Source organism: Paenibacillus sp. 7541 (assembly GCF_002276395.1).
Taxonomy (GTDB): Bacteria; Bacillota; Bacilli; order Paenibacillales; family Paenibacillaceae; genus Paenibacillus_AQ; species Paenibacillus_AQ campinasensis.
The window spans coordinates 135,667-159,351 of record NZ_NQLZ01000023.1; the positions used below are offsets into that span (position 1 = coordinate 135,667).

At 53.9% G+C, this 23,685-nt stretch carries 21 protein-coding genes; 12 read left to right on the forward strand and 9 right to left on the reverse strand.

The genetic code is table 11. The annotated features are described in order from the left end of the window. Positions 1-11: 11 nt before the first annotated feature. Together CHH75_RS15115 and CHH75_RS15120 are read right to left on the reverse strand one after the other, a co-directional pair. On the reverse strand, positions 12-1,382 hold the full coding sequence (locus CHH75_RS15115) for a Fe-Mn family superoxide dismutase (RefSeq protein WP_095398579.1): 1,371 nt from the start codon (positions 1,380-1,382) through the stop codon (positions 12-14). A 131-nt stretch (positions 1,383-1,513) separates the two neighbouring features. Then, positions 1,514-2,503 (reverse strand): alpha/beta hydrolase, encoded by a 990-nt coding sequence (locus tag CHH75_RS15120; protein ID WP_095266019.1) that lies wholly within the window; start codon positions 2,501-2,503, stop codon positions 1,514-1,516. Between the two features lie 210 nt (positions 2,504-2,713). Between CHH75_RS15120 and CHH75_RS15125 the strand changes: the two genes are divergently transcribed. Continuing rightward, positions 2,714-3,454 (forward strand): IclR family transcriptional regulator, encoded by a 741-nt coding sequence (locus CHH75_RS15125; protein ID WP_095266020.1) that lies wholly within the window; start codon positions 2,714-2,716, stop codon positions 3,452-3,454. A gap of 144 nt (positions 3,455-3,598) precedes the next feature. Here CHH75_RS15125 and CHH75_RS15130 read toward each other — a convergent pair whose 3' ends face one another. From CHH75_RS15130 to acnA, 4 genes are all read right to left on the reverse strand, one after another. Then, positions 3,599-4,699: a DUF1648 domain-containing protein gene (locus CHH75_RS15130; protein WP_095398580.1), complete on the reverse strand. Its 1,101-nt coding sequence runs from the start codon at positions 4,697-4,699 to the stop codon at positions 3,599-3,601. Continuing rightward, a complete protein-coding gene (locus CHH75_RS15135) occupies positions 4,696-5,097 on the reverse strand; it encodes a GntR family transcriptional regulator (RefSeq protein WP_095398581.1) in 402 nt (133 codons plus the stop codon). Before CHH75_RS15135 ends, CHH75_RS15130 begins: the two co-directional genes overlap by 4 nt. Positions 5,098-5,231: 134 nt before the next feature. Beyond that, entirely contained in the window at positions 5,232-5,384 is a 153-nt protein-coding gene (locus CHH75_RS24900; protein ID WP_176475578.1) for a hypothetical protein, read from the reverse strand. A gap of 200 nt (positions 5,385-5,584) precedes the next feature. Continuing rightward, complete coding sequence (gene acnA / locus CHH75_RS15140) at positions 5,585-8,302, reverse strand: aconitate hydratase AcnA (protein ID WP_095398582.1); 2,718 nt, start codon at positions 8,300-8,302, stop codon at positions 5,585-5,587. A 308-nt stretch (positions 8,303-8,610) separates the two neighbouring features. Here acnA and CHH75_RS15145 point away from each other — a divergent pair, with 308 nt between their 5' ends. The 7 genes from CHH75_RS15145 (at position 8,611) to CHH75_RS15175 (ending at position 15,301) form a co-directional block, all read left to right on the forward strand. Beyond that, a complete protein-coding gene (locus tag CHH75_RS15145) occupies positions 8,611-9,630 on the forward strand; it encodes an amidase domain-containing protein (RefSeq protein WP_095266024.1) in 1,020 nt (339 codons plus the stop codon). A gap of 95 nt (positions 9,631-9,725) precedes the next feature. Then, positions 9,726-10,820, forward strand: coding sequence for a D-alanine--D-alanine ligase (locus CHH75_RS15150; RefSeq protein WP_095398583.1), 1,095 nt, complete (start codon positions 9,726-9,728; stop codon positions 10,818-10,820). A gap of 325 nt (positions 10,821-11,145) precedes the next feature. After that, positions 11,146-11,463 (forward strand): hypothetical protein, encoded by a 318-nt coding sequence (locus CHH75_RS15155; protein WP_095266026.1) that lies wholly within the window; start codon positions 11,146-11,148, stop codon positions 11,461-11,463. Then, complete coding sequence (gene uvsE, locus CHH75_RS15160; RefSeq protein WP_095398584.1) at positions 11,460-12,461, forward strand: UV DNA damage repair endonuclease UvsE; 1,002 nt, start codon at positions 11,460-11,462, stop codon at positions 12,459-12,461. Before CHH75_RS15155 ends, uvsE begins: the two co-directional genes overlap by 4 nt. A 187-nt stretch (positions 12,462-12,648) precedes the next feature. Beyond that, on the forward strand, positions 12,649-13,506 hold the full coding sequence (locus CHH75_RS15165) for an inositol monophosphatase family protein (RefSeq protein ID WP_095266028.1): 858 nt from the start codon (positions 12,649-12,651) through the stop codon (positions 13,504-13,506). A gap of 89 nt (positions 13,507-13,595) precedes the next feature. Further along, positions 13,596-13,868 (forward strand): hypothetical protein, encoded by a 273-nt coding sequence (locus CHH75_RS15170; RefSeq protein WP_095266029.1) that lies wholly within the window; start codon positions 13,596-13,598, stop codon positions 13,866-13,868. A 167-nt stretch (positions 13,869-14,035) separates the two neighbouring features. Continuing rightward, complete coding sequence (locus tag CHH75_RS15175; RefSeq protein ID WP_095266030.1) at positions 14,036-15,301, forward strand: SGNH/GDSL hydrolase family protein; 1,266 nt, start codon at positions 14,036-14,038, stop codon at positions 15,299-15,301. A 98-nt stretch (positions 15,302-15,399) separates the two neighbouring features. On the opposite strand, the gene CHH75_RS15180 is transcribed toward CHH75_RS15175, so the two are convergent. The 3 genes from CHH75_RS15180 to CHH75_RS15190 all read right to left on the reverse strand — a co-directional run bounded on the left by CHH75_RS15180 (position 15,400) and on the right by CHH75_RS15190 (position 19,059). Continuing rightward, complete coding sequence (locus CHH75_RS15180) at positions 15,400-16,272, reverse strand: aminoglycoside 6-adenylyltransferase (protein WP_095398595.1); 873 nt, start codon at positions 16,270-16,272, stop codon at positions 15,400-15,402. Between the two features lie 316 nt (positions 16,273-16,588). Continuing rightward, positions 16,589-17,908: a glutamate-1-semialdehyde 2,1-aminomutase gene (locus CHH75_RS15185; RefSeq protein WP_095398585.1), complete on the reverse strand. Its 1,320-nt coding sequence runs from the start codon at positions 17,906-17,908 to the stop codon at positions 16,589-16,591. Positions 17,909-17,988: 80 nt separating this feature from the next. Further along, a complete protein-coding gene (locus CHH75_RS15190) occupies positions 17,989-19,059 on the reverse strand; it encodes an LCP family protein (RefSeq protein WP_095398586.1) in 1,071 nt (356 codons plus the stop codon). A 145-nt stretch (positions 19,060-19,204) separates the two neighbouring features. Here CHH75_RS15190 and bcp point away from each other — a divergent pair, with 145 nt between their 5' ends. The 4 genes from bcp (at position 19,205) to CHH75_RS15210 (ending at position 23,235) form a co-directional block, all read left to right on the forward strand. Further along, the gene (gene bcp, locus CHH75_RS15195; RefSeq protein WP_095398587.1) at positions 19,205-19,678 is read left to right on the forward strand and encodes a thioredoxin-dependent thiol peroxidase; all 474 of its coding nucleotides are present in this window, start codon (positions 19,205-19,207) and stop codon (positions 19,676-19,678) included. Between the two features lie 337 nt (positions 19,679-20,015). Then, a complete protein-coding gene (locus tag CHH75_RS15200; protein WP_255223041.1) occupies positions 20,016-21,278 on the forward strand; it encodes a polysaccharide deacetylase family protein in 1,263 nt (420 codons plus the stop codon). A gap of 280 nt (positions 21,279-21,558) precedes the next feature. After that, positions 21,559-22,023, forward strand: a complete 465-nt coding sequence (locus CHH75_RS15205) for a DUF1641 domain-containing protein (protein ID WP_095266034.1) — start codon at positions 21,559-21,561, stop codon at positions 22,021-22,023. Positions 22,024-22,056: 33 nt separating this feature from the next. Then, entirely contained in the window at positions 22,057-23,235 is a 1,179-nt protein-coding gene (locus CHH75_RS15210; RefSeq protein ID WP_095266058.1) for an NAD(P)/FAD-dependent oxidoreductase, read from the forward strand. The last annotated feature ends 450 nt before the right edge of the window (positions 23,236-23,685 follow it).

Genomic DNA, 23,685 nt, shown 5'->3' on the forward strand with positions numbered 1-23,685 from the left:
GCATTTCCTTATCAGAATGGCGGCCACTTCAGAGTACGGGCGTGGCGGAAGCGCTCGGCCACCTCAGGCCAGTACACGACATTCCACCAGTTCCGAATATAGTCGGCGCGCTTGTTCTGATATTTCAGATAATAGGCATGCTCCCATACATCCAGCGCGAGGAGCGGGACGACATCCCACTGGGATAAATTCTGATGCTTCTCGGCCTGAAGAATTTCCAGGCGATGGCTGCGCGGGCTCCAGACGAGGATGGCCCAGCCGGAGCCTTCGACTTTGTCGGCGGCTTCGGTGAAGTGCTTCTTGAAACGCTCGAAGCTTCCGAAGTCTTGATTGATCTGCTGAGCGAGTTCCCCTGTCGGCGCACCTCCGCCTTTCGGGTTCATAATGCTCCAGAAGATCGTGTGCAGATAATGACCGGCTCCATGGAATGCCAGCTCGCGTTCCCAGTGCTTCACCAGCTCGAAGTTGCCGGTTTTGCGCGCTTCCTCAAGTTTGTTCTCCGCGTTGTTGAGCCCGTCTACATAGCTTTGGTGATGGGCATCATGATGCAGGCGCATGGTAGCCTCATCAATATGGGGCTCCAGCGCATTGTACGGGTACGGAAGCGGCGGCAGCTTGTGCCCGCCTATCGGAACAGGCTTGCTGCCCGCCGGGCCATAGACCGAGCCAGGACCGTTACCGCCGGGCGCATGATCCGAGGCGGCCCGGGCCTCGGCCTCGGCTTCCCCCTCGGCCCGGGCATCCGCCGTGGCAGCTGCCTTGGCGGGCTCCGTGGCTGCCGATATCGCCGCAGCCGGGGCGTTGCTGCCCGTCCCCTCAGGGGCAGAGGTGATCCCCGCCTCTAGGGTGTCCGATGGATGCGGCGCGGCGTCCTGGGCAGCCTGGGGAACTTGGATTTCGGCCCGAGGCGGGTGGAGCGTCTGCTCCGACTTGGCGCTCGCCATCCATCGTTCAAGCGCTCCAGGAGCATTCAAGGGCTCGAGCACGCGCAGGAAATACTCGGATTCGCGAATAATGTGCAGCAGCACCTTGTCTGCGAGCGGCGCTTGTCGTACAGCCGGGCTGGCATTTCTCAAGTCATGCAGCTGGCGGATGAAGTGCTGGGATTGGTCAAAGGATACTCTGAGCAGCTGCTCCACCTGGCTGATCAGATGAGCCGGGACCGAAGCGCCGTGCTCCAGGATCTGACGAAGCAGTGCGTCGGCCGCTCTCTCCGTCTCTGCAAATACGACATGCCATTCATTGAACAGCCTGACGTAAGGTTGCTCCAGTGTTGGCACAACCGTCTGAATAAACTCGGTATGCTCCATCTCCTGCTGCTTCCAGAAGCGGATTTCCTCCAGGATGCGTGCCGGGAGCAGGGTGCCGTATATCAATAACATAATTCCTTCCCTCCTGTTCCTGTCCTCACTATTACATACTGTATTCGCAGGCAGGCTTGTACTATGAGACAAGAATAAATAAATAACCCCGCTGTCCGAATTGCAGGACAGCGGGGGAAGGGAAATCTTCATTAAGAGCCTTCTGGAACCGGCAGTTTGCCGAGAAAGGTGGATACACGTCGTAAATATTCGCGCGTGTGCGCCCGGTAGATAAGCTCGTGATGAGCATCCTCAACGATCCACACATCCGAATCCTCGTGCGTCTGATTAGCGGCTATTTTCTCGGCGATCGGATAAGGGGCTTTGTCGTCGAGCGTGCCGTGGATGAACAGGATCGGGAACGGATAATCATGGCGTCTCACTTCGCTATATGGAATCTGGTCGAGACTGGTGCCGTTCAGCACCGGGAACAGCAGCTCCAATATTTCAAGTGATGGATGTCTCGGCAGATTAATGTGATTTTGGATATTATGGTACAGTGTGTCCGGCTCAAGCAGGAATGTGCTGTCCAGAATCATGGCGTCCACATCCTTGGTGTCAAGGCCTGCCTGAAGCGCGGTTCCGGCCCCCATCGAGAAGCCCCATACGACAATCTGCTTAGCACCGCGCTGCTTCGCTTGCTCGATCGCGCCCAGAAGCTGCCTGCGCTCTTCCTTGCCGCCTGTCGCCGCTGCGCGGCTGGTCTGGGAGGCAAATCCGTAATCAAACATGAGGACGTTAAAATTCATGTTGTGGGCGTAATGGGCAATATCGTACATCGGAACCCAGGTCTCTTCCCGGTTGGCCCCATAGCCGTGGCTCAGCACAATCGTTCTTGTGGAATCCTTGGCAGGGATATACCAGCCGTCCAATTCGCGCTTCCCATCGATGGAATGAAAGGTGATGTTCTCATAATTCATATCCTTGGCTAGCTTCGGATTGGAATAAAGCGGAGCGACCGTCGGGTTAGACAACACCCAGGCGATATAGGCATGGAGCGCAATAAAGCAGAAGATAAGGAAAAAGACGACCGAAAGAACAAGAGCGAGTGCGATATGCTTGAATCGAACCAGGCTGGGTGACAGCTCGGTTGGATTGTTCGTTTGGGAGAGTGGGGCGTTTCTACCAGTAATCATGCTCATGTCTGGCCCCTCCTTACCATATATAAATTCCTTAACATGAAAAAAGGCTGTTTGTATCATCGTATGCCGGGCAGTAATGAAAGTCAATCGATATCCATAGATTGTTAGACAACTGTAATGTCTATGAATGCGGTTTACTTCTGGGCCATTTTTTCATATAATTCTTGTAACCAGGTTTCATGTAATGAAACGCGAGAGGAGCAGGTCGGTATGGAGGACCGCAAATTGACTGTGCGTGCCGTTGAACGGGCATTGGATATATTGCTGTGTTTCACGAAGAGCAAGGAGCTGGCGCTAACAGAGATTGCATCGTTGATCGGACTTCATAAAAGCACGGTACACCGGCTGATGGCTACGCTGGAGGATAAAGGATTTGTCGTTCGCAACAGCGAGACGGAGAAGTACCGCCTTGGCTTGAAAATATGGGAGTTGTCTGTGCATATGTCACAGAGCGACGATCCGGCAGCGAGGCTGCTGCCTGCCATGGAATCGCTGCGCGACCGGCTCGGAGAGACGGTCAGCCTATATTTAAGGGATGGCGCAGAGCGGATACGTATTCAGGCAGTGCAGAGCAACCAGGCCATTCGCCGGGTCGCCCAGGTCGGGGCCAGGCTGCCGCTTTCCGTTGGGGCTTCGAGCAAGGTGCTGGTCGCCTTTGCTGCGCCGGCGGATCAGGAGGAGCTGTTAAACGCCCCGGATTGGCCTGAATCGGTAGATCGGGACGCGTATCGGAAGCAGCTGGTGGATATCATTCAGGATGGCTATGCCATCAGCATGGAGGAGCGCGAGCCGGGTGCAGCGGCTGTTGCGGTGCCGATCTTTGATCGGAACGGGAAGGTGGCTGCCGCGCTGTCTATGTCCGGGCCGGTGACCCGGCTGTCGGCGGAGAAGCTGCGCGAATATGCCCCGATCTTGAAAGAAGCAGCGCATGAGATGGGAATGATGATTTAGAACATGAATAATGAATAGGGCCTCAGTCTTCCATGCTACAGTGGAAGCTGAGGCCCTTCGTATTATTGGGCCGGCCAGATACTTCTGGCTGGCCTTTAGGTGCTTGTACCGCCCCGGGGCTTGGTGAGGGCTTTGAGTATCGTTTTATCTGGCTAACAGCGTCACTAGCACAATCAGGACAATCGGGGCCAGAAGGATCAGCCAGCCCAGCGGATGGGCGTGATTGATCGTCCAGCCGACGCCCATTCTTTTCTCCACGAACAGGGAAGGGTCCTGGCGGTTGAAGTAGAAGAGACCGAGCTTCCAGTGTCTATCGTCATTCGGATGATATGTCGAAGGCGAAGCATCCGGCGTTCTTCCGATCCGGCTTCCGCCTTGGCCGGTTGTGATCGTCAGCCCTAACGCGGCAACGACAATGACGACAGGGATGATCAGGCTGACAACCGTGAGCAGATTCGGATCCAGCTGAAGCGCCATGTTCACCTGAATACAGGAGAAGAGCAGCACAATCAACAGGCCGGACATGATGCTGAACAGGGACCATCTTCTGCGGAAGATGGTGTTTCGCGCTTTGGACTGCTCCGGGCGATTCGGGTCAAGCTGCTGCTTGCTGTTCCCGATAGACCAGTTGATCATCAGGAATACCAAGATCATAATGACCTGCAGAATGTTCGGAAGGAACACATTCAGGTAAGACTTGGCGGCTGTCTGCGTGACATTGCCGGCAAAATCGAATTTCATCGCCAGCGTATCCGGGATCCGGTCGTAATATGTCAGCGTCCAGACGGCGCTAATCCCGGCGATGGCGGCGTGGATGAGAAACCACAGGTTGCTCAGCACCAGCTTCGTATTGCGGAAGCTGGTATCTACCGCGACGATCTGACGCTGCGGGGAGGACTGAGGGAGCGTCTCCTTGATCGTTTTGGCCATGAAGTGAAAGCGCAGGTACAGGAACGTATGAAATACAAGCATGGCAGTAATGCAGACAGTCAGGAGCCATCCTTGCCCGTTCATGTCCAGGCGTATCATGCCGGTCAGGGAAGCTGCGAATATCAGCGCGTAGCCGATGCAGCTGATCCGGATGAACCTTCTGCGCAGACGGTTCAGCGGCTCGCTGCGGTTCATCTCCTCACTGACAGAGACGCCGAAGCTGATGGTTTCCCTGGTGAATAGAGGCATAAAAGCCAGCGTTAGCGCTATGGGAACAAGTAGACAAGTCAATACTAAAGCGGCTGCGAAATTCATGGGGCATCCTTCCTTTCATTGGTTGTAATGTGGCTGTATAGGTCATGGACGACGGCCAGCAGCTGCTGCTCATTCATGCCGCGGCAGATCGCTTCCGCGATAATCGGCCGCAGCTGGGCATCGCGCCGATGTGCGTAATCGCTAGTCATGCCAGGCAGTGCGTCAGGCTGAACGACAACGCCTTTTTGCCGGTGAATCTGAATGAAGCCCTCCTGTTTCAACAGCGTGTATGCTTTATTCACCGTGTGCAGGTTAATGCCGATATCAGCGGCCAGGCTGCGAACAGAGGGGAGCGGCTCGCCCGGCTGGAGACGGCCGCTGGCTATGCCTTCGATAATCTGGTTCATCAATTGGGTGTAGATCGGAGTGTCCGACTGGAGATCCAGCTCAATAATCACAAGATGCTCACCGTCCCGTTCGTGGTATAGTTCTAACTGTTATATTTATAGTATAACAGATGGAACAAAAAATATATAGATGAAACTATAAAAAAGGAATGCCCGATTTATGATCGGGCATTCCTTAACGTGTATTATGGCTTGCGCTTTGCCTGCGATTCCTTCATTTTCTGATTCAGTATTTCCTGAAAGGTCGGTTTAGCGTCATTGGCCTTTTTGCTTGCGGATATATAGTACGGTCTAGGATATTGATAGTGATAAGGCATAAGATGATGGATTTTGATCATAGCGGTAGTCCTCCCATAGCCGCCAGGGATATAAACGGCCTTTACAAGGATATAACCCGCATGGCCCGCAGCGAAACCCCTTGTCTGAAATTCAGGAAGATCGCATTACGGAATAAACAAAATCCCCGGCATCCGGTCATGGATGCTGGGGATATATGCCTAGAGCCTGTGTTTGGATGTTAGGAGTACGAATGACCTGCTTATTGGTTCGAAGCGATCATTTGACGGAGCACCGTTTGCAGGATGCCGCCGTTATGGTAGTAATCCACATCAACCATGCTGTCAAGACGAGCGGTTACAGGGAATTCGAACTTCGTGCCGTCCTCGCGGGTAGCGACCACCTTCAGCTCTTGCCCTGGCTTGACGTCATTGCTCAGCCCTTCGATATCAAAGGTTTCACGTCCGGTCAGCCCAAGGCTCTTCCAGCTCTGGCCGTCCTGGAACTGGAGCGGAAGCACGCCCATGCCGACGAGGTTGGAACGGTGAATCCGTTCGAAGCTTTCAGCCAGAACCGCCTTGACGCCGAGGAGGAAGGTTCCTTTGGCAGCCCAGTCACGGGAGCTTCCGGTACCGTACTCTTTACCGGCGATAACGATCAGGTTCTGTCCGCCAGCCTGGTAGTTCATCGAAGCATCATAGATCGACATCACTTCCTCGGTAGGCAGGTATGTTGTCACACCACCCTCGGTTCCAGGCGCAACCTGGTTGCGGATCCGGATGTTCGCGAATGTACCGCGCATCATGACCTCATGGTTACCGCGGCGGGAGCCGTAGGAGTTGAAGTCCTTGCGTTCCACACCGTGCTCGGTCAAGTATTTGCCTGCCGGGCTGTTCACCGCAATGTTGCCTGCTGGCGAAATGTGGTCGGTCGTTACGGAATCGCCGAGAAGGGCGAGTACGCGAGCCTGCTTGATGTCCTGAATGTCAGACAGCCCGTTGCCCAGTCCTTCGAAGAACGGCGGGTTCTGAATGTAAGTGGACTTGTCGTCCCACTCATACAGTTCGCCTTCCGGAACAGGGATCTGGTTCCAGCGCTCGTTGGCAGTAAATACATTTTCGTACTTCTTGCGGAATGCGTCTGCGCTGACGGACAGTCCGATCGCTTCGCGAATTTCCGCGCTTGTAGGCCAGATATCCTTCAGATATACAGGCTGGTTGTTCGGATCGTAGCCGATCGGATCGTTCTGGAGGTCGATATTGACCGTACCTGCCAGTGCGTAAGCAACTACGAGCGGAGGAGAAGCCAGATAGTTCGCCTTCACCTGTGCATGCACGCGGCCTTCGAAGTTCCGGTTACCGGACAGCACGGCAGCTACCGTCATGTCGTTGTCAGCGATCGCTTCGCTTACTTCGTCCGGAAGCGGACCGGAGTTACCGATACATGTTGCGCAGCCATAACCAGCTACATAGAAACCGAGTGCTTCAAGGTACTGGAGCAATCCGGCTTTCTCCAGGTAGTCGGTAACGACGAGGGAACCCGGAGTCAAGCTGCTCTTCACGTAACCTGGCTTCGTCAGGCCGCGCTCCACCGCTTTTTTCGCAAGGAGACCGGCACCGAGCATAACGCTAGGGTTTGAAGTGTTCGTGCAGCTTGTAATTGCCGCGATAACTACGGCGCCTGTACCCATAGTGCTCTTGCTTCCGTCTTTATGGGTAACTTCAACCTTCTGCTCGATTTTCTCATCGCTCAGACCATAGCCGCCCTTCTCGATCGGGGTGCGGATGATGTTGTTGAAGTTCTCTTTCATTTGGGTCAGCTCGATGCGGTCCTGAGGACGCTTCGGACCAGCCAAGCTTGGTACAACCGAAGCCAGATCCAGCTCGATCACATCGGTAAACTCCGGATCCGGCGTATCCGCTGTGCGGAACATGTTCTGCGCTTTGTAATAATTCTCAACGAGCGCTACCTGCTCATCGGTACGGCCGGTGTTGCGAAGGTAAGCCAACGTCTCGTCATCGACAGGGAAGAAGCCGATCGTAGCGCCGTATTCCGGAGCCATGTTAGCAACCGTTGCACGGTCAGCCAGGCTGATGTTCGCAAGGCCAGGGCCGTAGAACTCCACGAATTTGCCGACAACGCCCTTTTTGCGGAGCAGTTCCGTTACAGTCAGGGCAAGGTCAGTTGCCGTTGCGCCTTCCGCAAGGCTGCCTGTCAGTTTGAAGCCGATAACCTCAGGGGTTACAAAATAGAGCGGCTGACCGAGCATGCCGGCTTCAGCCTCGATACCGCCAACGCCCCAGCCGACAACGCCCAGACCGTTGATCATGGTCGTATGGGAGTCCGTACCTACGAGGGAGTCAGGGAAGACCAGCGTTTCGCCGTCAACGGTCTTCGTGGCGGCAACCGATGCGAGATACTCCAGGTTAACCTGGTGAACGATCCCTGTTCCCGGCGGCACCGCACGGAAGTTGTTGAATGCGGTTTGAGCCCAGCGCAGGAAGCGATAGCGCTCTTCGTTACGCTCAAATTCAACCTTCATATTGTATTCCAGTGCCTGATCGGTACCGAACGCGTCAACCATGACGGAGTGGTCGATGACAAGGTCAACCGGAACGAGCGGGTTGATCTGCTTCGGATCTCCGCCGGCTTTCTTAACGGTGTCACGCATAGCCGCCAGGTCAACAACGACCGGTACGCCGGTGAAGTCCTGGAGAACGATACGAGCTGGAATGAATGGGATTTCCTTATTGCTGCCTAGACCTTCATTCCATTTGGTCAGCAGTTTGACATGATCTTCGGTAATTGCCCGTCCGTCAAATTGGCGGACAGCTGCTTCAAGCAGTACCCGGATAGAGAAAGGCAGCTTGGAGATTTGGCCAAGTCCTTGCTCTTCGAGGGCCTGCAGGCTGAAATAGCGGTATTCCTTGCCCCCTACCGTAAGATTACGGGAGATAGAGAACTGATCCTTTACTGGCATACATGATCCTCCTTGTGTGCTGTCAATCTGGCTGTAGTTCCACCAGATGAAACTCAATTTCAAAATTCAACATACTTTAAGTATAACGTTTTCACCCCTGTACGTAAAGTTTTTTTTGAGAGATCGAGAAGCCCGATTTTGTAGACATACTGCCTGATTCAGGGCGTATTTCAAGGCTTCGGGGACGCGGGGAAGATAGAGGAAAGGAAGCGGTAGTGAAGCCTATTCGGAAGGAGGTTCATAGCAGAGCGGATTACTTCATATAGTTGTGATAGGGAATAGGGCTGATGTTGAAGGAGGGAATGGCAATGAGCAGCGTAACGGAAGCGGAACAGCCGTGGAAAAACGCATTATATACCTATGTCAATCAGTATAATCAGAACCGGATTGATTACTCCTCAGGGCTGAAAGAGCAGATCGTCACAGACCTGGATTATTTAATGGAACGCGGGGAGCGCCAGTCTCGTCTGGCGGCGTGGTTTGAGGAAAGGGGCGTATTGCCGCTGAAGAGCGAGACTCGGGCGAAGCTGCAGCGCGTCGTGCATGAAACCGAGGATAGCGTTACCGTGGACGTAAGGCTTCACAGCCTGTTTTATTATGATAAAAGAGGGGTGACCCACCGGGAGGACACCATTCAGTTGGAGCGGCTTACGCTTGTGCGGGACGGGGATTCCTGGCTTATCGTCGGTATCGAGCGCTTGTCGGACGAACGCCATCCCGCGTGGAATCTGGAGGCCAAGACAGAGGCTAGCGGCGGGGAACCGCTCCCTTCAATTCCGTTGCTGAATAACCGCGTATATGCCGGAGGCAGTCATCCCAGATCGGGGCGATATGACCGCGAAGCCGCGGCTGCTTATGCGGACCGCTGGTGGGATTCCGGCAACCCGGAGTTTGCCGTATTCGATGTGAATTGCACGAATTATGTCTCGCAATGCCTCTTTGCAGGCAAAGCCCCAATCCACTATACTGGTAAAAGAGAAACGGGTTGGTGGTATAAAGGCTATATCAATAAGCGCGAGTGGTGGAGCTATAGCTGGGCGGTATCCAACAGCCTGGCCATTTATTTAGGCACCAGTGCATCCGGGCTTCGGGGCGAGCTCGTGGAGCGGCCCGAGCAGCTCATGCTTGGCGATGTAATTCTGTATGACTGGAACGGAGACGGGGCTTATCAGCACAGCACCATCGTGACCGCGTTCGATGCAGAGGGGATGCCTCTGGTGAACGCACATACGGTCAGCAGCCGGCACCGCTACTGGGATTACCGGGATTCCTATGCATGGAACGATCGGACACAGTATCGTTTTTACCATATCCCTGATGAATTTTAAGGATAGATCATTAGCTCCGCTGTAAAAGGATGAAAGCCGTTTACGCATGGGAGACAGCATGAACAAGCTGCATTACGGACAAGAGAGAGGTTGACATGGGACAGAACAAATTGACGGTTGGTTTGGTATACGGCGGGAAATCGGGGGAGCACGAGGTTTCGCTCTCGACGGCATTTGCCGTGATGAACGCGTTTGATTATGAGAAGTACGAGATCCTCCCTTTTTATATTACGAAGCAGGGAACGTGGAAGGTAGGTGCAGTCATGTCCGCTCCTTTCTCGGAGCAGGAAGAGCTGAAGCTTTCGCAAGGGGAAGGAACTGAGGCGGCGCTGAATGCCGTATTCAGCCGGCTCTATGGCAGCGAGCAGCCGAAGGTCGACATCATGTTCCCGCTTTTGCACGGAACGTTTGGCGAGGACGGCACGATTCAAGGACTGTTCGAAATGGCGGACATTCCTTATGTCGGAACCGGCGTGCTGGCATCGGCAGCAGGCATGGACAAAGTAGTGATGAAAAAGCTGTTCGAGATCGCCGGACTGCCGCAATGCGATTACGACTATTTCAATCGCACCCAGTGGAATCGCAGCCAGCATGATGTGCTTCAGAGCATTGAGGATAAGCTGGGGTACCCCTGCTTTGTCAAGCCGGCGAATCTGGGTTCGAGCGTCGGCATATCCAAGGCGAAAGACCGGGAGCAGCTGACCAGCGCGATCGAAACGGCGCTGAAATTCGATAACAAGATTATCGTCGAGCAATTTGTGGATGCCCGTGAAGTGGAGGTCAGCGTGCTTGGTAATGATGAGCCGATGGCATCCGTGCCGGGTGAAATCGTCTCTTCCAGCGAATACTATGACTATGCTGCCAAGTACACCGACGGACAATCGCAGATGCAGATTCCGGCGAGCATTGACCCGGATACGGCCGATCGGCTGCGCGAGCTGGCGATCCAGGCATTCAAGGCGATTGAAGGCAGCGGCATTACCCGCGCCGATTTCTTCATCCGTCGCTCGGACGGCGCGATTATGATCAATGAAGTCAATACGATGCCTGGCTTTACACCGTTCAGTATGTACCCGCTGCTGTGGAGAGAGACAGGTGTCTCCTACCGAGAGCTGCTCGACCGAATGATTGAGCTTGGCCTTGAGCGCTACAACAGCAAGCAGTCCCTGGTATATGAGAATCAATTCTAATAGAAGTTGAATAAAGCCCATTCATCCGTGCTGGACAGCATAACGGCCGGAAGCGAAGGCGAAGAGGGGCTGAAGAAGCAAGGCGCTCGCCTATGTCCCCCTCAAGTTCCACCGCCAAGGCGATAAGTGAAGAAATCTGGATCCAGGAGCGATCCGAAGTCCAGCTGGTTTGTTCCGCAATCTATGGAATTTGTACATGTGCAGTCAAGCCGAAGAAGGTTTATCATGGTGTACAAGGAATAACAATATAGATAACGCCGGGGGGAGTCCGTCTATTGCAGCGGCTCCCCTTGAATATAAATTTATAACGAAAGGAAGCTGGCACATGGGATTTCAAACCGAGTTCAATTCCGTTTGCAAGTTCAAGAATGAGCAGGAGCTGTACGAGCTGTTGGAGTATGGACGGGGGAAGATGCTGAAGCAGGGCCTTCGGGTGTTTCCAACCGGACAGAAAGTGATCGCTTACTCTCCGGACAATGTTGCGGTGGCGATCGTGCGGATTACGGCATGTGTTGCCGAGATTAATTTTCAGGGACAGGAAGTGACGTCAGTGGAGCTGCAGCTTGTGCGCAGGCTGACGGAAGAAGAGTCCAAGATGCAGACCGCGCTCGCCCATGAAATGTTCTTCGGAGACCATGCGTGATTGTCCGCTTCGGCTATGTGGCTATGTCAACCGTTATTGAGAATGCATCGCCTTCCAGGACGATGACCATGAAAAGTTTCTCAAAGCTTGAGGACAGGGAGGCAGGCCTGCGAAAGCTTGAACGGATCGCGAATGAGAACCTCCACAATACGCTCCGTCTGCTCAAGCATAACGAGGCCCATGACATCAAGGTCTACCGCTTTTCCTCCAAGCTGATTCCACTGGCGACACATCAGGACATGCAGGATTGGGATCCGTTCCCGGCCCTGTCGGCAGGATTCTTGGAGATAGGCAGCTACGTTAAGCGACAGAAGATGCGGGTGTCCTTTCATCCGGATCATTTCACGGTGCTCAGCACGCCTAGACCCGAAGTGTTGCGAAGTTCGATCCGCGACCTGAAGCAGCATGTGCGCATGCTGAAGGCGATGGGGCTGGACGCCAACATGAAGAATAATATACATATCGGTGGAGCATATGGAGACAAGCCTTCCGCTGCGGCGAGATTTGTGGAGCATTTTCACGAACTTGACCAGGAGATCAAGGAGCGCCTGACGCTCGAAAATGATGATAAAACCTTCACGGCCAAGGAGACGCTGGCGGTATGTGAAGCAACCGGATTGCCGATGGTGTTGGACCTTCATCACCAATGGGTAAATCATGATGGGGAGTCGCCGGCGGATCTGTGGCCGCACATTGTGCAGACATGGACCACCCCGCTTGCTCAGGCTGGCTCACAGCCTGACCACCCGCTTCCGCCCAAGATTCACGTGTCCAGTCCCAAAAGTCCGTCAGATCCCCGCAGTCATGCGGATGAGGTGGAGGTGGCACCGCTTCTGGGCTTCCTTCGGAGCATCGCCGGAACAACCTCCAGGCTGGATGTCATGATAGAGGCCAAGAGGAAGGACGGAGCGCTGTTTAAGCTGATGGAGGATCTGGCAGGCTATCGCGAAGAGGGCGTTGAAATCGTAAATGGGGCTTCGGTTCGGATTGAACCGTGAGCGCTGGATTAGGTCTAGTCAAGTAAAACTATGGGTTGCAAAATTATGGAAATTAAGGTACGTTTGTGTAAAGGCCTGACGGTCTATCTACCATTTTGTATCCGAATAGAATGTAGCCCTTACCTACGGGGGATGAAGTGAATACGATGTAATATCATAGATTGATATAGAAAGTAGAGTGAGCCATTTGAACGAGAAGGATAAAGTACCTTATGTAGTCAGCAGCAAGAGTTACACGGCTGTGGCGATCAATTGCGCCGCGAAGGCGGGCGAGTGGATCAAAAGCAGACTTGGCACGGTTGCGCAGCTCAGCACCAAGACATCCGCTCAAGATTTGGTGACAGAGGTCGATAAGGGCGCAGAGCAGATGATCCGTAAACTGATCCTGACCCATTTCCCTGATCATGCGATCCTGGGAGAGGAAGGGGTAGAGCCGGGGCCGGAGGCTTCGGCCCAAGCGCTGGAGGCCGCCCGTCAGGAAGAGTATTTATGGATCATTGACCCGGTGGACGGAACGACGAATTTCGTGCACGGCTTTCCGTTCTTCTCCGTATCCATTGCGCTTGTGCATCGGGGTGAAGTGATCGTCGGTGTCATCTATGATCCTTCCCGGGATGAGCTGTTCGTGGCGGAGAAGGGCAAGGGCGCTTATGTTCATGGCAATCCGACCGAGGTATCGAAGGAAGAGAAGCTGTCAAGCAGCTTGATTGCCACAGGCTTTCCGGTGGAAACGTCAACGCTCCTGCCGCAAAATATGGCCGCGCTTCAGGCGCTGGTGCCGAAGGTTCGCAATGTCAGAGCCGGAGGATCGGCAGCCCTTCATATGGCCTATGTCGCTGCAGGGCGTCTGAGCGGATTCTGGGAGGTCGGCCTGAATGCATGGGATATTGCGGCAGGCTCCTTGCTCATTCAGGAATCCGGCGGCACGGTAACTGATCTGAATGGCCGTCCGTACGAGCTATCCGTGCGCAATGTCGTCGCAACCAATGGGCGCATTCACAATGCGATCCTGGATGTGATGAAGGAAGCAAGCACCGGGAGCTGAAGCCGGAAATAGAGGCCAAAACCGGGATCAACAGCGGATAATGTCGCCATCCAGCCGGAACACTAAGGCAAAAGGAGGGTTTGTACACGATGCATGATTCATCGGAACAAGATTTGGAGCGCCAGCTTAGTGAGATGTTGACGGAAGGCGAGATGCAGGACAAGGACCGGGAAAAGGAGCAGCGTCGTCTCGTCTCCCCGAAATATGAAATCCGGATTCAAACCCAGCTTGATCCGATTGTGGAAGAAACGCTTAAATTCCGCAGCATGGCCAAGGAAGTGGACGGTCGGTATGACAAGTACATGAAGCAGGCGGGCCATAAGGATCAAGCGAAGCCGAAGGATGACAAAGACAATGTTTGATGGTTAGTGAAGTTATCGGTTTTATTCAGGAATGGGCAGCGAGCAAGGGGCTGTCCATTTTTTTATGCTTTTACAGACAAAAGCGATCAAGCTGGCAATGTACTTTCTATCAATGGGAGTGGTAAAATAAGGATGTTCATAGATTTTATCGTTATGGGAGTGAGGATATGCGAAAAGTTTGGAAAAAATGCGTTGCTGTCGCCGCAGGCGCAATGCTGCTCGCAGCAACCTGGCTCGGTCCCGGGGCGGCATCGGTATCCGCGAATACGCAGCTGGCACAGCAGCATACATACCGGATCGTCGCGCTTGGCGATTCGCTGACCGTAGGTTATGAGCCCGGCATGCAGCCAGGCAGCAGACCTTACGGCTTCGTGGAGCGAGTGCACGAGCAGGCGCTCTACCATGGACGGACCGAGGTCGTCAACTTGGGCATCGGCGGATTGAAAACCGGCGGACTGAGAAACTACGTCCGGGCGATATCCGAAGGCCGCACTATTCGGGCGGAAGAGATTCAGCCTGGACTGGCCCAGATTGATCCACGCGCTCAGCAGATTGGCGCAGGGGCAGCCCAGCTGAAGCCGGTATTGGTCCAAGCGGATCTGATCACCGTAACGATTGGCGGCAATGACCTGATCGAGCTTGTTCATACCGCCAGCGATCTTAGCGAGGCAGAGCTGACAGCGCGCCTGCAGGAGATGTTCCGGCTGTACAGAGAGAACGTAACCGCTGTGCTTACCCAGCTTCATGCCCTCAACCCGGATGCGCTTATCGTACTGGCCGACCAGTATAATCCGGTTCCGAAAATTGCCGGCGAAGCGACCTATGTTCAGCTTGTTGAAGCTACGCGGGAGTTCACCCGCATGATTGACGAGCTGGCTGCGGAATTCGGCGAGCGGGGCGTTAAGATCAAGGTGGCGCATGTGGCACAGGAGTTCGTCGGCTCCGAGCTGACGATGACCCATATTCTGAAAAAGGACATTCATCCGAACCAGTACGGGTATGAAACGATTGCCAAGGCATTCGCCCGAACGATATGGGGAAGCTACAAGCTGTCACCGGTCCCGGAATCCGGGCAGCCGATGCGGATTGTGGTCAAAGGCGAGGACTTGATCACACCGTACCAGCCGATTATGCGGAGCAATCGAAATTATGTGGCTATCCAGGATATCGTGAACGCGATTGGAGCCGCGACGAAGTGGGACAACAAAACCTCCAGCGCGACCATCACGTACGGAGATCAGACGGTTGTGGTCAAGATCGGCGCTAACACGATCAAGGTGAACGGTGCGGACGTTCCGATTGAAGCCCCGGCGTTTCTGCACAAGGTAGGTAAAGAAGACAAAACCTATGTTCCGCTAGCGGCGATTGCAACAGGGCTCGGCCTTGACGTTCAATATGTCGCCAAACTGCGAACCGCCTTTATTAATCTGTAATTCACTTCAGTAAGTAATGGATTGTCATGTTCCGCCCCGTATGAAAAAAAGCGGCCCCGCACCGACAGAATCTCTGTCTGTGCGAGCGGCCGCTCTTGTTATCTAAACTGCGTTGCTCCCTTCGGAAGCTGTCGGACGCGCTCCAGATAGTCCGTCACCCGCTGATCCTCTTCGAGTGGATACGTATAGTCGAGACGGGCTGCCACATCCTTGGCTGTTAGACGGAATAGACGTCCGCTTGCGAATAGTGCATTCCACACCGCTTCGTATGATCCCCCGGCATAGGTATCCATAAGCAGCTGCCACCTGTCTTCCGGCAAATGGTTCTTTATATATTTGCTGCATTTGCCGACACTGAGCGAGAAGTCGGTCCGGGTGCCGACCTCCCATTCCAGCATTTTCATGAGCATCGCCCGGACATAGTTGTTGAGATGCTCCTGGGCGTACAAGATTTCCTGTCTCCACAGCCCTTTGGCCACATAGGTGGATACCCACCAAAACTCATTGCAGCAATCGGCATAGTAGGCCGCCGAGGGGCGCTTGACCCAATAATCCACATCTGTCGGCGGGGAGATAACAGGAAAGGTGCCGTCCTTGTCGAGCAGAACCTTGAGCAGCTTGTCTTCCTGGCAATAGGCTTCTTTCTCTTCAATCGGAATCAGGGTCATGTCAATCCGGTTGCCATCTGTAAACAGCATCAGATACGAGAACCGGTTTCCAAGCTCGGGAGGAAACATAGCCATATCCTCAGGATTCTGCATGATCACCCGCTCGCCGAACACATCGACCCAGCCGGGATCCTTCAGAAAGCTGTCCATCTCGGTGACATGGTAGCTGATATCGTAATCCTGAAAAATATCCCTCGGCACGTTCGGGTTCGTCCGCGAGCCTTCGAGTGTCACCGCACGCACCCGTTCATCCCGTCTTGCAACCTCCAGCACCAGTTCCATCATCTGTTCTTCACTTCTCATCATGGCGAAATCCCTCCATTATCGGTTTGGACGTAAGCGGCATGAAGCGAATAGGTGCCAGGAGGGGCCCGTATGCGAGCAGGCTGCAGGCCTCCCGTAACCGGACGGGACCGGAGAAATCCCTGGCAATGGCATGCTCGAATTGCGGTCGATCCTCCGGATGGACATAGAGCATGGGAGGGCAGCCAGGCCGAGAGGCACGAGCGTTATAATTTATCGAGCAGCTTTTTCATTCAACGGCATCTCCTTTCGTTCAGAAATCCCTCAGAAACTTGCTTTAAGTGAACTTGTGATGGTCGTTATGGAATCGTTCATGTTATTCATTCTTCATGGCCTTAAAGGATTCCTCCGCGGCCTTAATGGTTGTCTCAATATCCGCTTCGGTATGGGCGGTCGTTAAGAACCAGGCTTCATACTTGGACGGCGCGAGATTGATGCCGCGATCCAGCATATGGCGGAAGAAGGCAGCGAACGCTTCCCCATCGGTATCCTGCGCTTCGTCATAATTCGTAACCGGATGATCGCAGAAATGAGTGGAGAAGGAGCCGCGGATGCGGTTGATGGTCAGCGGGACATCCCAGCGTTCGGCTGATGCTTGCAGCCCTTCGGTCAGCTTGATCGTCAGCCGCTCCATCTCTTCGTATACGCCTTCGCCCTGCAGAACTTCAAGGCAGGCGATCCCCGCTGCGATGGAAGCGGGATTGCCTGCCATCGTGCCGGCCTGATATGCAGGGCCGAGCGGGGCGACCTGCTCCATAATATGCTTGCGGCCGCCGTAGGCTCCGATTGGAAGACCGCCGCCGATAATTTTGCCAAGCGCGGTCAAGTCCGGTTGAATAGCCTCGTGGTTCTCAAGGCCGGGATACGTCTGGGCAGAGCCATAGTGGAAGCGGAAGGCGCTGATCACCTCGTCATAGATGACGAGGGAGCCGTTGTCATGCGCCATTTGGCACAGGCCCTCCAGGAATCCCGGCTTCGGCATCACCATGCCGAAGTTGCCCACGATCGGCTCGACCATCACGGCGGCAACGTCATCGCCCCAGCGCTCCAGGGCAGCGCGCAGACCGTCCAGGTCATTAAACGGCACGGTAATGACCTCCTGGGCGATGCTGCCCGGAATGCCGGCGCTGTCCGGAATGCCAAGCGTGGACGGGCCGGAGCCGGCGGCAACGAGCACGAGATCGGAGTGGCCGTGGTAGCAGCCGGCGAACTTGACGATTTTATTCCGCTTAGTATAAGCGCGAGCGACGCGGATCGTCGTCATGACCGCTTCGGTTCCGGAATTGACGAAGCGGACCTTGTCCATAGACGGAATAGCGGCTTTCAGCATTTTGGCCAGTGTAATCTCAAGCTCGGTCGGGGTTCCATACAGCGTGCCGTTCTGGGCGGCCGTGCTGATGGCCTTGGCAATATGCGGATGGGCATGACCGGTAATAATCGGTCCGTATGCCGCGAGATAATCGATGTAACGGTTTCCGTCTTCATCCCAGAAATAGGCGCCGCTCGCCCGTTTCATGAATACGGGAGCGCCTCCTCCTACTGCCTTGAACGAGCGGGAGGGACTGTTGACCCCGCCGACGATATGCTGAAGGGCTTCCTGATACAAAGCTTCTGAACGTGGTTTGGATTTTGTCATAAATTTTAAACATCCTTTCTTCAATGAAGCAGGACAGGCTGCTTGAACGCGGCCTGTCCTGACTGTTGTATGGAATCAAGTTAGTTATCTGCTCCGGCGGATAGCGAAGCTGAATTGGATTTGGAGTCCGGACTGTCTCCAGAGGAGTCTTGACCATCGTCTGTTGAAGAGTCCCCCTCGGCCGGTTCTTCTTCAGCCTGCGGATTCATCACTTCCTGGATGTACGCTTTCAGGTTATCCTCGTTCGGAACGGTCAATACGGCCGCGCCGCCAATCGTTTCCTCTCGCAGCAGCTTCATCGGAGGAACCTGTTCGCTGCCGCTCATATTGCTCTTGTATGCGACGTTGGCAAGCTTCCACATGTCCTCAACATCCATGTTGGTATCGATGTATGGGCTGACCGATTTCAGAATATCAGGCAGCTTCATGATGGAAGTGGTGGTTTGCATTTTCTTGGCTACCGCCTTGATTAACTCGCGCTGCCGCTCGGTCCGGGTGTAGTCACCCATCTTGTCATAGCGAAAGCGAACGTACTGGAGCGCTGCATCGCCATCGAGATGCTGCATGCCTTCCTTCAGGTCGATGTCATATTCGTTCTTATCGGCAATACTGGAATAGGACATGTCCTTCTCCACATAGAAGTCGACGCCGCCAACGGAGTCAACCAGCTTGATGAAGCCCTGGAAGTCCGTATACACATAATACTGGATCGGAATGCCTAGCAGATCGCTGACCGCTTTCATCGCCGTATTCGGGCCGTGGGTAATGGCGGTGTTGATCCGATTTTTTCCATGTCCTGGTATATCGGTGTATGTATCGCGCAGAATAGAGAACAGATACATGTTCTTGTTGACAGGATCAATGGAGGCAACCATCATGCTGTCCGAGCGAGGAATCTCGCCTTCCTCAAAGCCTCGGGCGTCAACGCCCATCATCAGAATGTTGACAGGCTCGGTGCCCTCCCATTCCGGCGGGCCGGGAACTTTCGCATCCACCTTTTCAAGATCCTTGAAAGGGGAAGCTTCGCCTTCCTTTTGGAGACTTTGCAATCCATCGTAAAAGGAGACTCCGTAATAAGTGCCATACCCGAGGATTGCTGCAAAAAAGATGCTCACGCTCCATATTAAGGTTTTCTTCGTTTTTTTAGTCATTGGGTTCTTTCCTTTCGGATAACGCTGATGAATAATTTCGATAGAAGATTTGAATATTCGACATTCACTCTATTATAATTTTTTTTGGCAATACAATCAATTTTGCGGGCATAAACGCCCGTGTAGCAGGGAGTTGAAGCTATCCATGGAACCATCATCACCCATTACGACCGGCAGCACGGTTCCGGATTTCACCCTACCGTCCTCAGGCGGAAACCATGTTTCCTTGAGCGATTTTCGCGGACGGAAGGTCGTGCTGTTTTTTTATCCGAAAGATATGACCCCGACATGTACGCAGGAGGCTTGCGACTTCCGCGATCATTATTCGGCATTGAAGGAAGCCGGTGCCGTCGTGCTTGGAATCAGTCCCGATCCGCTCACGTCCCATGCCAAATTCATCGACAAGCATAGTTTACCCTATACACTGCTTGCTGATGAGGAGCACAAGGTAAGCGAAATGTTTGGCGTCTGGCAGCAGAAATCGATGTTTGGCCGCCAGTACATGGGCATCGTCCGATCCACCTTCCTGATTGACGAAGAGGGTGTGCTCGTTCGGGAATGGCGCAAAGTTAAGGTGAAGGGTCATGTGCAGTCCGTATTGGATGCCGTGATGTCATAGCTATATGATGATAAGGTCCGTCCGCATGCCTGCATGCAGGGCGGGCCTTTTGTCTATGCCTTTGTTTATGCCTTTGGCTGTGCCTTCCCTAGCGGCAAGCGTGTGCCGGGTTCGCTGGCAGCTGACCCGGATATTTTCGTAAAACATCATCAGCGCCTAGTCTTTTTTTAGAAGCATCTCCATATAATCTACCAGAAAGCCGAACTCATAGAAACGGTGGAGGTAGAGTTTTGTGATGAGAAGAGCGGGTCATGCGTGCGCAGCGCTTATCTTTTTTAGCATGTTGGCGTTATTGTTGATGGCAGGGCCGGAAGGATGGAGAGGAGTGATGGCTGGCATGAACGCAGAATCTGAATCGACAATGTCCGGCGAAGCGCCGGTATTGGAGGGGCGGGTGACAAGAGCGACCGATCAGGATGTACAGGCGTCCAGTTCATCAGCTCACACCTCACCGGCTTTATCATATAAGCAGCTTGTGAAGAAAACGGCGTCCGTCGAGGCCGCAGCAGCGGTACCGGAGCCTGAGGCCGGGACGGAACAATCTGGCAAGACGGTGTACCTGACTTTTGATGACGGACCGTCCGACCTGACGGATGAGGTGCTGGCGATATTGAGGGAGCATGAGGTGCCCGCTACCTTCTTCGTGTTGGGACAGTATGCGGAGCAGCGTCCAGAGGTGATAAACCGCATTTATGATGAAGGCCACGCGATTGGAAATCATACGTATGATCACCGTTATGACAAGTTATACGGGAACTTCCAGGATTTCTGGAAGCAGATCAAGCAGACGGAGGAAATCATTCGGCTCATTACGGGCGAAAGGCCGCAGCTTGTCCGTGCGCCGGGCGGAACGGCTGGTCATTTCGACGAAATGTATTTCCGCTTGCTTCACCAGGCGGGCTATCGGGTGTTCGATTGGAATGTGGACAGCGGCGATTCCAGGCGAAGAGGGGTGCCGGCAAGTGAAATTGTCCAAGGGGCAACGACGCCCGTAGCCGGCAATGAAGCGATCGTGCTGCTGCACGACGGGATCGGACATGAAGAGACGGTTCAGGCTCTGCCGCACATTATTGCGTATTACAAGCAGCACGGCTATCGCTTCAAGGCGCTTGAACCGGAGACCGCCCCGGTACAGTTCAGGGTCAGTGGCAAACTGCCGGATCGTCCTGCGCCATCGCAGCAGTGGATTAAGGATCATATTGCGGGCAATGCCGCGTTGTTCGCACCGGGCAAAACGCTGGCGATTGAATTCGGCGGGATGGAAACCGCGTTCGAACCGGGGGAATACGATAATGTAAACGGCAGCCTGTATGTTCCGCTGCGGGCGCTGGTGGAGCGGCTCGGAGGGGAAGTGGCCTGGAATCAGCATAGCAAAACGGTACAGGTGCGCCTCGGAGGCGCAGCGTGGCAGGCAGACCCGCTAAACGGCCTGTTGAGCAAACCGGGCGAGCCGCCGGTCCCCTCGGGCGTTCATCTTCGGGGAGGTGCAGTGTGGGTGCCGCTGCGGGACGCGCTGGCCTTCTCGAGCCATCCGGTAAGGTCGCTGACCGCGTCGGATACGGAGCTGCGCGTGATCGCGTTTGGGACATCCATTTTTTAGCATAAGTTTTTAGTCGAAAATTGTAATTTGTGTTTGTAATTATACGGAACAAGTTATAGACTGTACTTAGAGATAAATATCACAATCCCAAAGAATGTGTGTTCCGTAAAGGAGGGGGAGACTTCCCCCTGCTTTATTTTGGCGCGAGTGAGATCACCTGTGCATCCCTTCGGCAAGGGATGAATAATAGATACCGGTTAACCGAAAATTATAGCTAACCGGTTCGATCGTCGCCAAGTTCATCTTGGGAACCTACTTAGAGAAAAGGAGGCAATTCTTTATGACTGAAACATCTTCCCCGCAACCGTCCGAAACGCCGGAGAACCTTGCCGGAAATCAGGGAGCGTCGGCGGGCCGTCTTGACGTGCTTGAACAATTGCTGAAGCCGGAGGTTCAGGAGTCGCTGACCGTCCTTGTGGATAACCTTCCTAAGCTGACTGAAATGCTGACATTCATGACGAAAGCTTATGATTTTGGCAAATCCGTTGCGACTGACCCTGTGCTTGCAGAAGACACGATGGCTTCCCTGACCGGGTTTACCAAACCTGTAACCGACAAAGTGAAAAATGTTGCATCCGCAGCCATTGAAGCAGGTGACCGCATTCATGAGCAAGGCGACCAAGGTCAGATCGGCCTGTTCGGTTTGATGAAGATGCTGAAGGACCCGCAGGTTCAAAAGGCGCTTCGTTTCACGCAAGCATTCATGGATGTATTGAACGAACGTGAGAAGCAAGGCAAACGTTAATTCCACTAACCACTAGAAGAACGGAGGATGGTCATGTCTAAACATATTTTAATTTTGGGCGGTGGCTATGGCGGCCTGCTGAGCGCACTTTCTGCGCGCGAGCATTTTGGCGTCGATGGCGCAAAAATCACCCTGGTCAACCGTTTCCCGACCCATCAGATTATTACAGAGCTTCATCGTCTGGCTGCAGGCAATATCGCCGAGAAGGCGGTTGCTCTTCCATTGGATAAGCTGCTGCGCAACGCCAATGTGGATCTTCGCATCGGCAATGTGAAGGAGATCAAACCTGACGAGCGTTCGGTATCTCTGGATGATGGCGGTAAATTTACTTACGATGTGCTGGTTGTTGCCCTGGGCAGTGAGACAGCATTTTTCGGCATTCCTGGACTTCAGGAGAACAGCTTCATCCTGAAATCCGTGAGCGACGCCAACCGTCTTCGCGAGCATGTGGAAAGCCGCATTGCGGAATACAGCAAAACGAAAAACAAAAAGGACGCTACGATCGTTGTCGGCGGCGGCGGCCTGACTGGCGTCGAGCTTGTCGGCGAGTATGCGGACATGAAAACCGAGCTTGCTCGCAAGTACGGCATTGATCCGGAAGAAATCACGCTGTACTGTGTAGAAGCAGCGCCTTCGATTCTGCCGGGCTTCCCTGCGGAGCTGGTTGACCGTGCGACGACAAGCCTGCAAAAACGCGGCGTTAACTTCCTGACCGGTCTTCCGATCACGAAGATGGAAGGTTCGACAGTAGAACTGAAAGACGGCAGCACCATCGAGACAAGCACGCTCGTATGGACGGGCGGCGTACAAGGCAACTCCGTTGTTGCCAACTGCGGCATCGAAGTGAACCGCGGACGCGCCGTGGTTAACGAATTCCTGCAATCGACTTCCCATCCTGACGTCTATGTTGCTGGTGACAGCGCAGTCGTTATGGGTCCTGAAGGACGTCCATACCCGCCAACAGCTCAGCTGGCTTGGCAGATGGGCGAGCTGATCGGCTACAACATGTTCGCCTACCTGAACGGCGGTGCGCAAGCCGAGTTCACGCCGGTATTCTCCGGTACGCTTGGAAGTCTGGGCCGCAAGGACGCGATCGGTACGATCGGCGCCAACAAAACCCAGCTGAAGGGTCTGCCTGCAACCTTGATGAAGGAAGCGAGCAACTGGCGCTACCTGTCCCACATCAACGGTTTGTTCACTCTGGCATACTAAGACCGGCGTCAGCCGCTTGATATGCAGGGGACAGAGGCTGTCCACACGCAGTTGTTTCACAGCCTGCCCTTGACTTTATAAACACGGATCTGGTTGGAGTTATCCGGCCGGGTCCGTTTTTTTATTTTGCAAGCCCATTTCTCGGCGTTATTGTCGCTTACGATTGGATTTAGGGCGGACAGTATGACGGCATTCAAATCTGCGGAACCAATGAATTTACAAATCGAATGAACTTGCGGAACGACCTTCCCAGCGGAAACAAACACCCGCTCGACCGCCGGAATCTCTTAATGGCTTCGGATCCCTGTTGCTTTTCTGCTCTTCTTCCCTGCTACCATTCCTATTCCTGCATCTGTTTCTGTTTCGTTTCTGTTCTGATCTGATCCTTATCTTTATCTTTATCTTTATCCTGATCCTGCGCCTCTTTCACGTTCCCTTCTGCGTCTATTC